The 7,896-nt window shown below is 61.9% G+C and carries 11 protein-coding genes and 2 pseudogenes; 7 read left to right on the top strand and 6 right to left on the bottom strand.

Features of this window, described 5'->3' with window-relative positions; all coding sequences use genetic code 11:
- From RN629_RS17885 to RN629_RS17870, 4 genes and pseudogenes are all read left to right on the top strand, one after another.
- Window positions 1-84: pseudogene (locus RN629_RS17885) on the top strand (IS5-like element IS711 family transposase); the annotation flags it as partial.
- Window positions 85-113: 29 nt separating this feature from the next.
- Complete coding sequence (locus RN629_RS17880) at window positions 114-767, top strand: TrbG/VirB9 family P-type conjugative transfer protein (protein ID WP_455189844.1); 654 nt, start codon at window positions 114-116, stop codon at window positions 765-767.
- Window positions 768-799: 32 nt separating this feature from the next.
- A pseudogene (locus RN629_RS17875) lies at window positions 800-1,896 on the top strand (TrbI/VirB10 family protein).
- Between the two features lie 2 nt (window positions 1,897-1,898).
- Window positions 1,899-2,135, top strand: coding sequence for a DUF2274 domain-containing protein (locus RN629_RS17870; RefSeq protein ID WP_407036452.1), 237 nt, complete (start codon window positions 1,899-1,901; stop codon window positions 2,133-2,135).
- Window positions 2,136-2,159: 24 nt separating this feature from the next.
- Here the strand turns inward: RN629_RS17870 and RN629_RS17865 are convergent, their stop codons facing one another.
- Window positions 2,160-2,675 carry a putative immunity protein gene (locus tag RN629_RS17865; RefSeq protein WP_407036451.1) on the bottom strand — a complete coding sequence of 172 codons (516 nt, stop codon included), beginning with the start codon at window positions 2,673-2,675 and terminating at the stop codon, window positions 2,160-2,162.
- A gap of 173 nt (window positions 2,676-2,848) precedes the next feature.
- On the opposite strand from RN629_RS17865, the gene RN629_RS17860 reads away from it, so the two are divergent.
- Genes RN629_RS17860 through RN629_RS17850 form a run of 3 tightly spaced genes read left to right on the top strand, consistent with a single transcriptional unit; the run spans window position 2,849 to window position 3,940 of the window.
- A complete protein-coding gene (locus RN629_RS17860; protein ID WP_407036450.1) occupies window positions 2,849-3,163 on the top strand; it encodes a hypothetical protein in 315 nt (104 codons plus the stop codon).
- Window positions 3,164-3,182: 19 nt separating this feature from the next.
- Window positions 3,183-3,569: an HVO_A0114 family putative DNA-binding protein gene (locus RN629_RS17855; RefSeq protein WP_407036449.1), complete on the top strand. Its 387-nt coding sequence runs from the start codon at window positions 3,183-3,185 to the stop codon at window positions 3,567-3,569.
- Window positions 3,566-3,940: a recombinase family protein gene (locus RN629_RS17850; protein ID WP_407036448.1), complete on the top strand. Its 375-nt coding sequence runs from the start codon at window positions 3,566-3,568 to the stop codon at window positions 3,938-3,940. The genes RN629_RS17855 and RN629_RS17850 overlap by 4 nt, the downstream gene beginning before the upstream one ends.
- Here the strand turns inward: RN629_RS17850 and RN629_RS17845 are convergent.
- The 5 genes from RN629_RS17845 to RN629_RS17825 form a co-directional block, all read right to left on the bottom strand.
- Window positions 3,912-5,549, bottom strand: a complete 1,638-nt coding sequence (locus RN629_RS17845) for a recombinase family protein (protein ID WP_407036447.1) — start codon at window positions 5,547-5,549, stop codon at window positions 3,912-3,914. The two genes, RN629_RS17850 and RN629_RS17845, sit on opposite strands and share 29 nt — an antisense overlap.
- Before the next feature lie 10 nt (window positions 5,550-5,559).
- On the bottom strand, window positions 5,560-5,892 hold the full coding sequence (gene mazF / locus RN629_RS17840) for an endoribonuclease MazF (protein ID WP_407036446.1): 333 nt from the start codon (window positions 5,890-5,892) through the stop codon (window positions 5,560-5,562).
- Complete coding sequence (locus RN629_RS17835; protein ID WP_289896593.1) at window positions 5,892-6,134, bottom strand: AbrB/MazE/SpoVT family DNA-binding domain-containing protein; 243 nt, start codon at window positions 6,132-6,134, stop codon at window positions 5,892-5,894. The genes mazF and RN629_RS17835 overlap by 1 nt, the downstream gene beginning before the upstream one ends.
- Window positions 6,135-6,246: 112 nt before the next feature.
- Entirely contained in the window at window positions 6,247-6,468 is a 222-nt protein-coding gene (locus RN629_RS17830; protein ID WP_407036445.1) for a hypothetical protein, read from the bottom strand.
- Window positions 6,458-6,676, bottom strand: a complete 219-nt coding sequence (locus tag RN629_RS17825) for a helix-turn-helix transcriptional regulator (protein WP_407036444.1) — start codon at window positions 6,674-6,676, stop codon at window positions 6,458-6,460. Before RN629_RS17825 ends, RN629_RS17830 begins: the two co-directional genes overlap by 11 nt.
- Between the last annotated feature and the right edge of the window lie 1,220 nt (window positions 6,677-7,896).

The following is a 7,896-nucleotide window of genomic DNA, read 5'->3' as shown; positions in this document are numbered from 1 at the left end:
CGTATCGCCCTGCGCTGCGAGAAAACCATCGCCGCCTTCATGGGCTTCGTTCACCTCGCATGCGCCATGATCTGGCTACGATAAATGCAGACAAAGCCTAGAGAGTGAACTGAATGGCGAAATCAATGTCGGAGGATGAAAACCGTCTGCAACTGGCGGTTCAAGTGATTGTCGACCACGGACGCAAAGCCCCACAGCGCATAGTCGATCAGATGCAGGCGGCAATCCGTGGCGGAGATGACGCTAAAGCATCCGAACTGGAGCGCGTATTGCGGCTGGTCGAGGATTATCTGATCGTGACCACCGACCGGCGCACCTACCTGATCGAACTGCGCGCCCGCGAAGCCCTCTACATGCCGGCCGTGGCATGGGCCTATCCCGCGCCGCCGGCAGGCCAACGCCAGACGGTTCCAGCCGCCCCGATCATCCCGGCTGAAGCTGCTCGGAATTACCGCTACGGCCTGACCGGCGACAACCCGCCATGGAAGCCAATCTCGGTCTTCGATGACGGCCGGCGCGTCTATGTCGTCTTCCCGCGCGGCATCGTTCAGGGCGAGATGCCGCCGATCTTCGTGCTTGGCAACGACGGCGAACCGCAGATCGTCAACAGCCGCATCCACCAGAACATCCTGATCGTCGATCGCATCTTCGGCGCGGCCGAGCTGCGCCTCGGCAGCGGCGACCGCCAGCAGACCGTCAGGATCGTCCGCGTCGAGGAGCGCCAGGCCACAACCCTACCCGCAGCGACCGGAGATTCGCCGTCATGACCGAAGACACCACCACGGATACCGCCGCCCCGATGCGCCTGCGCGCCGAACCGCCGCGCGTCACGCGCCTGTCCCGCAAGATGCTTGCAGGTGTCGGAGCCGTCGCGCTGTTCGGGATCGGCGGAGCGCTCATCTATGCGCTCCAGACTCGCGACATGAGCGGGAACGGCGAAGAACTCTATTCGACCGAGAACCGGCCCACGGCAGACGGGCTGTCCGGCCTGCCGCGCGACTATACCGGACCCGTTCTGGGACCGGCCTTGCCGGGCGATCTCGGTGGCCCCATCGTCAATGCGCAGAACCGAGGCCAGCCCGTCGCACCGCCGGTCATGACGACGCCCGCCGTCGATCCGGCGGAACAGCGTCGCATCGCTGAGGAAGAGGCCGCGCGCGTCAGCCGCGTCTTTTTCCAGACCGCGCCCGGCGCAGCCGCCGCAACCCCCAGCCTGGCCGGCCTCGGCCTCACCACGCAGCCCGGCGCAACCGGCACGCAGGACCGGCATACGGCCTTCCTCAATGGCCCGGTGGATCGGCAGACGTTCGCGGCGGATCGTATCGCCGCTCCGGCTTCGCCCTACATCCTTCAGGCCGGGGCGGTAATCCCGGCCGCGATGATAACCGGCATCCGCTCCGATCTGCCCGGCCAGATCACCGCGCAGGTTACGGAAAACGTCTATGACAGCCCGACCGGCTCGCTGCTTCTGATCCCGCAGGGCACCCGCATCATCGGTCAATACGATGCTGGCGTGACCTTCGGCCAGCGTCGCGTGCTGCTCGTCTGGAACCGCCTGATCCTGCCCAATGGCCGCTCCATCGTGCTGGAGCGCCAGCCGGGGCGGATGCTTCCGGCTTTGCCGGGCTTGAGGATGGCGTCGATTATCACTGGTGGGATCTGATGAAGGCCGCCGGCCTGTCGACGCTGCTCGGCATCGGCACGGAACTGGCGACCGACGACGAGGACCGGCTGATCCGCGCTATTCGCGACGGGGCGCAGGACACCATCAACCAGGCAGGGCAGCAGATCGTCCAGCGCCAGTTGCAGGTCGCGCCGACGCTGACCATCCGGCCGGGCTTCCCGGTCAGGGTCATTGTGACGCGAGATTTAGTCCTCGAACCCTACAGGAATTGACCATGGCGAAGCTGAAACTCGGCCCGCTCCCCGACGACAAGCCCGTGAAGGTCATGCTGGAGCTGCCCGCGACCCTCAACCGCGATCTGATCGCCTATGCCGAGGTGCTGGCCCGCCAGAGCGGCCAGCCCGTCGCCGATCCCGCCAAGCTCATCGTGCCGATGCTTCAACACTTCATCGCTACGGATCGCGGTTTCGCCAAGGCTCGGCGAACGGTAGGTTCGCCGAGAACTGAATAGTTGCTTTGCTGCTTGAGCGACGTTTCAGGACAGCAAATTTTCTCGCTGCGTTCTGCTTTGCGCGACAAGATGCCTAATGTCGTCGCCAAGTTCGCCATTCTGCCAAGCAGTTTCGTCCTCGACTGACCCGCCTGCTGATTTGACAGCCTTCAACGCATAGGTAGCGGCCACCAAAGAGTGGTCCGCAAAATGTGCGGTCGCAACAGCCTGAGCAATTGATCGAGCTACGGCAATTGATGCCGGATGCTCATAACTTCTTGCGGCGGCATGAGCAGCGACCGAAGCCTTTTGCGCCGCGCCCGTCGGTTCCTCGCCTGCTTCCCATTTTCTGCCTATGTCCAGTGCCTGTTGTAGCCGTGGGTCAACATCATCGGGCATCAATGGCAAGACGTGTTCCACACAAGTCAATGCCCAGCGCATGAGTGATCTATGTTGCGCCTGCGACAGCGGCCCCCCTCGATGTTCGGCAATGAATCGGTTGTCTCGCATACGATAGACAATAGCCGCTTTTGCGGGTGTTTCCCATGCTTTTCCCTGCATTTAGGGCCAAGTTTTCCTGCTTTATCATTAGCCCATCGACGACCGGAAACGTGGGGTGCCGCCAGCGCGTAGGCGCAAATGCGGCACGCTACAGGCCGCCGACTGCCCTCCATGGTTCGCCTAATTCCGGGGCCTGTAGCGCCCCGGAATCTACCAGAACCAAGGAGGATTCCATGTGCGCCCAGCGCCGTCGTGCCCAACCGGGCCGCCCCCGACAGCCGGCCCCCAGAACGCTTCCCGATGATCTCTACGACTATGACGACGATCCCGCTCCGCGCATCAGCCCGTCGCGCGGCAGTCCACCTCATGTCGTCGACGTGGAGAAGCTGCCCGTTATTGATGACTGGCCCGACGAAGTGCCGATCACCGAGGCCGAGATTCAGGTGTTCGAACGCTGGTTCGCCGATGTTTTCGACGAGATGTTCGGCTCGCTCGATCTGCCGGAAGACTTGAAAAAGTTATCGCAGTACGATAATGAAAAGCCATGACTGACGATCGAGCTGCGCCATGACGACACTCAAGGTCGGGATCGCCGAACCCGATGAAATGAAGGCCCGCACCATGCGGATCGCCAGGGGCGAGGAAAAGCCCGCGCCCAGCGATCCGACTGTCTGGTTCGCGTCCACCATGTCCTTTGCCAAGTTCCTGTCGCCGAGCAATTGCGAATTGCTTCGCGTCATCCACGCGCAAGAACCGGAGTCGCTGGAGGAACTGGCGCAGATCACCGGTCGCGCGAAATCTAACCTCTCACGAACCCTCAAAGCCATGGTCGGCTACGGCCTTGTCCGCATGGAGAAGGGCAAGGGCCTGAAGTTGGTCCCCAAGGTGATTCACGACCGCCTGGAGCTTGTCCTGCCCCTGATCGAGCCTCGCAAGAAAGGAACCGGCAAATGAACGCACAATCCCCAAACGTCGCCCTGCGGGCCGCCCTCTACCTGCGCGTCTCAACTGCCCGGCAGGCCGAGCATGACGTGTCGATCCCCGACCAGCGCAAGCAGGGCGAGGCTTATTGCAAGGCGCGCGGCTATCAGCTTGTCGAAATCTTCGTGGAGCCGGGGAACACGGCCACCAATGATCGGCGTCCCGAGTTCCAGCGCATGATCGAGGCGGGCACGTCGAAGCCTTCACCGTTCGACGTGGTTCTGGTTCACAGCTTCTCGCGCTTCTTCCGCGACGCCTTCGACATGGAGTATTACTATCGCAAGCTCGCCAAGAACGACGTGCGGCTCATTTCCATCACGCACAAGATGCTACTGGCGGCATAAAACGAATGGCCTGCTTTGGCTTCTGGTCGGTGGCGAAGGCAAGGATGCCCATGAGTTCGCCGCTTAGCTCGGCATGGACCTCGCCGCGCTTCGGGCCGGGGGTTAGCACGATCTCGCCGATAAGCGAGCGTAGCGCCTCGGCCGCCTGCCTGCCGCCATCGGGGTCGTTGAGGGCTTCGGTGAACCGCTCCACATTCCGGCGATAGACGCTCGCGATATTGGGATGCACGTCCGGCACATCGGCGGGAGCCTGCGCCATGCGGGCGATGATCTCTGACTTATCTCGCTCAAGCTCGGCCATCCGCGCCTTCATGGACGGCTGATATAGACCATCCTCGATTGCCGCCATGATCCCGGCAATGGCCTTGTCGATCTTCTGTAGCGCCTTCTGGTCCGCCTCGGCCTGCGCCCGCCTGTCACGGTTCAGCCTGTTGGTTTCCTTGGCATAGGCGCGCACGGCCTCCGCGACCGCCTCGGACGACACCAGCTTTTCTTTCAGCCCCGCCAGCACGCGCGCCTCGATCTCGTCGCGCCGGATGGTGCGGGCGTTGTCGCAGATGCCCTTGCGCAGATGATTGCGGCAGGCATAGCGGTCGGTCATCACCATGCTGATGCGGCCGCCGCAGCAGCCGCAGGTGAGCAGGCCGGAAAGCAGCGTAACGGGCCGGTTGGTCAGATGCAGCCTTTTGGCCCGCGCCTCGCGGGTGGTGCCGAGGTTGGGGCCGAACATGGCGGAAATGCTGCGCTGACGCTCGCGAACCGCCTGCCAGAGTGCATCGTCCACGATCCGAAGATGCGGAACCTCGCTCCTGATCCATTCGCTTTCCGGGTTAACGCGCGATATGCGGGTGCCGGTCTCGGGGTTCTTGATGAACCTCTGGCGGTTCCATGCCAGCACGCCCGCATAAAGCTCGTTGTTGAGGATGCCGGTGCCTGCGACGTGATTGCCCCGGATCATTGCGTCGATCCACGGGCGTTTCTTGGGACCGTGGACGCTCTCCCGGTTCAACTGGAATGCGATCTCCTTGGGGCTTCTGCCGCTGGCGTATTCGCGGAAGATGCGGCGCACGATCTCGGCTTCTTCCTCGACAATCGCACGCTCGCCCCGGATCGGCTCGCCATTGGCGTCGAACTGGTGGACGACACGATAGCCATAAGCAGCCTTGCCGCTACCGGCCTTGCCAGCCTCCACGCGCCCGCGCTGGCCGCGGTGGGTCTTGATGGCAAGGTCCTTGATAAACAGGGCGTTCATGGTGCCTTTCAGGCCGACATGAAGCTCGTTGATCTCGCCTTCGGACAAGGTGACGATGGAAACGCCCGCGAAGCGCAAGCGCTTGAACACGGCCGCCACGTCCTCCTGATCGCGGCTGATGCGGTCCAGCGCCTCGGACAGCACCATATCGAAGCGGCCAACCTGCGCATCGGCAAGCAAAGACCGGATACCGGCCCGAAACATGGACGACCCGGAGATGGCGCGGTCGGAATAGGTTTCCACCACGGTCCAGCCCTCGCGCGCCGCATGCTCGCGGCACTGGCGCAACTGATCCTCGATGGAGGCGTCGCGCTGGTTCTCGGACGAATAGCGGGCGTAAAGGGCAATGCGAAGCATGGCGGTCTCCCTAGATTTGAAGCAATGCCTTGAGCTTGGCGCGAACATCGGCCAGCACGGCGGCAGTTACCTCGCCTTTGCGTCTGGCCTTGCGAGCGCGCCAATCAAGGTTCTTGATCTGATCGGCCAGAATGGCGCTTGGCGGGTTCTGGCTGATGACGACCTCGAAAGGATAACCTTTGAGCTTCGTTGTCAGCGGGCAGCACAACATCATACCCCGCAGCCCGTTGTAGCGGGCGGGCGACAGCACCAGAGCGGGGCGATGGCCGGCCTGCTCGTGCCCGGCCTGCGGATCGAAGTTCACCCACACGATGTCGCCGCTGTCAGGCACCCATGCGGCCATCACCAGACTTCCTTGCCAACCGGAGCGCCGAAATCCACCTCGTCGTGGAAGGTGTCGGGCGTCATCCCGGCCAACAGCTTGTCGAGATCATAGGAAAGGCTCTGGACGGGTTCGATGACAACCCGGCCATCTTCCTCGCGCACCTCCACCGCCTGATCGACATGCAGGTTGGCGGCGGTCATCACCGAATGCGGAATCCGAACCGAGGCGCTATTGCCCCATTTCTTGATGTTCACTTGCATGGTCCTGCCTCCTGTATCTATGGTGTCGATACAGTAGTGCGGCGCGCGATTGGTGTCAACAGTGTAGATACAGCATCCGATCCTGACGGGAGCGCGCGCGAGGCGTCATGGGTCATTCTTCTTCCGGTGGCGCATCATTGTCGTTGGCGGCGCGCATGGCCTTCTCGAAGTTCTCGCGAGCCATCCGCCTGCCGATCAGGCGCGCGATGGTCAGCACCACGGCATCCAGCCGTTCGGCCCCATCGGCCTCGCGCCCGGCATCCCGTCCATCGGGGGGGCGATTGTCGTTCGCCGGTCTCCGTCCGCCGTTGTCGTCCTCACGGTCAGAGGTCATCGAAGTCGAACCCGCTTCGTGACCTCCACCCGGCAGGGTTGGCGACCCAGCGGTTGATTTCGGATTCATGCCAGCCTGCGCCGTTGGCGCTGATCTTCAGTTGGGCCGGGAACGTGCCCTCCGTCATCTTGCGGTAGATGGTGGACCGGGACAGGCCGGTGCGGGCCTGAACGGTTTTCATGCGAATGATACGCTCTGGTTGGCGCATGATCGTGCTGCCTCCTGCTGGCTGTTTCTGACGATTGCAGAGACCAGACAGAGCAACGATTTATCGTTGTGCAAGAGTTGGTTAGGTGCAGTCGGGCTATCGACGGCGAACGGCGGCAAATAGGATGGGTCTATAGTCCGAGACCCCGGCCGATGCCGAGGTCGATACCGTGATTGAAGGCGAGTTGCTGGCCGAGGCTGTGGCCTGATTCGCTTCCGATGCCGAGGTCTTTGCTTGCGGCCCGAGAAAATGGATGCAAGCTGCGGGTCCGCGCTCCCTCTGGCATCGTCATGGGCATACACCGTAACGGGAAGCACTGTCGTGGGCAGGCAGAAGCCTCTTGGTGTTCCGACCCGGGACTGTTGCAGGTTTCGGAGTTTTTCGACAAGAGAGCTGCATAGCCAGCATTGCTATAGCGTTGGAAGCGGAGATATTTGCAGACGATGCAACGAGCCGTAATTCTTCTAGACGGTCCGATTGGAGTTGGAAAAACCGCATTAGGGCGAGCCGTTGCATCAGGCTTGGCCTTTGGTTTCATTGACGGCGATGATTATTCGGAGCCAGGAGGCTGGCTGCATTCAATCTTGAAAACCAGCCATAGGATCGTTGCCGCGAGCGGCGAACCCCTGCGGCCCCACCCAGCGGTGATTGTTTCTTACCCACTTCGCTGCACAAACTGGATGTTTTTCAGCAAGACGTTCGAGCGGATGGGTATCGCTTGTTACTGCATCGGCCTTACAGCCAGCATCAGCGCCATCTCAACGCGAGAGCGGAAGCTTGATGCAGACGAGCTAGCTCGCAGTGCAGAGATGATTGAGCAAGGATATGGTCAGAGGCCGTTCAGTTCCATCCATCTCCGCACAGACGAAGCGAGCTTCGACGAAACATCTCAGCGGCTAGCTGCCCATATTTGTCAACTTCTTGGTGGAACCTAGGAATCTAACGGCTGTCGCGCAACTCCTGAAACTTGAAGCAGGATAGACCGCCCTCGGAAAATCAGCGGTTTTCGTGTCGCTTGTCATTGTCGCAGGAAACGAACGCCTTGCGACATGATGTGCGACAGGGGAGGCGCATCGAACAGGATGGGTCTATACTGTCATCCGGCGCCACGCGCCCGATTCCCGATCCCCTTGAAGAGGCCGATCGCCGCATCGGCCATAACCGGCCTATGGTTGCCCCATCACCGGCGGGCATGAAAAAAGCGGCGGTTCGTGTCGAAC

Source organism: Facivitalis istanbulensis, from assembly GCF_040560405.1.
Taxonomy (GTDB): domain Bacteria; phylum Pseudomonadota; class Alphaproteobacteria; order Sphingomonadales; family Sphingomonadaceae; genus Sphingomonas; species Sphingomonas istanbulensis.
The sequence above is the reverse complement of the archived record's forward strand: the minus strand, read 5'-3'. Positions and strand labels throughout refer to the sequence as shown.

Excerpts from the sequence above, each read along its gene's own strand:
- RN629_RS17880 (WP_455189844.1), top strand. The coding sequence starts at position 114 with ATGGCGAAATCAATGTCGGAGGATGAAAACCGTCTGCAACTGGCGGTT.
- RN629_RS17845 (WP_407036447.1), bottom strand. The coding sequence starts at position 5,549 with ATGCTTCGCATTGCCCTTTACGCCCGCTATTCGTCCGAGAACCAGCGC.
- mazF (WP_407036446.1), bottom strand. The coding sequence starts at position 5,892 with ATGGCCGCATGGGTGCCTGACAGCGGCGACATCGTGTGGGTGAACTTC.
- RN629_RS17835 (WP_289896593.1), bottom strand. The coding sequence starts at position 6,134 with ATGCAAGTGAACATCAAGAAATGGGGCAATAGCGCCTCGGTTCGGATT.
- RN629_RS17870 (WP_407036452.1), top strand. The coding sequence starts at position 1,899 with ATGGCGAAGCTGAAACTCGGCCCGCTCCCCGACGACAAGCCCGTGAAG.
- RN629_RS17865 (WP_407036451.1), bottom strand. The coding sequence starts at position 2,675 with ATGCAGGGAAAAGCATGGGAAACACCCGCAAAAGCGGCTATTGTCTAT.
- RN629_RS17825 (WP_407036444.1), bottom strand. The coding sequence starts at position 6,676 with ATGCGCCAACCAGAGCGTATCATTCGCATGAAAACCGTTCAGGCCCGC.
- RN629_RS17830 (WP_407036445.1), bottom strand. The coding sequence starts at position 6,468 with ATGACCTCTGACCGTGAGGACGACAACGGCGGACGGAGACCGGCGAAC.
- RN629_RS17860 (WP_407036450.1), top strand. The coding sequence starts at position 2,849 with ATGTGCGCCCAGCGCCGTCGTGCCCAACCGGGCCGCCCCCGACAGCCG.
- RN629_RS17855 (WP_407036449.1), top strand. The coding sequence starts at position 3,183 with ATGACGACACTCAAGGTCGGGATCGCCGAACCCGATGAAATGAAGGCC.
- RN629_RS17850 (WP_407036448.1), top strand. The coding sequence starts at position 3,566 with ATGAACGCACAATCCCCAAACGTCGCCCTGCGGGCCGCCCTCTACCTG.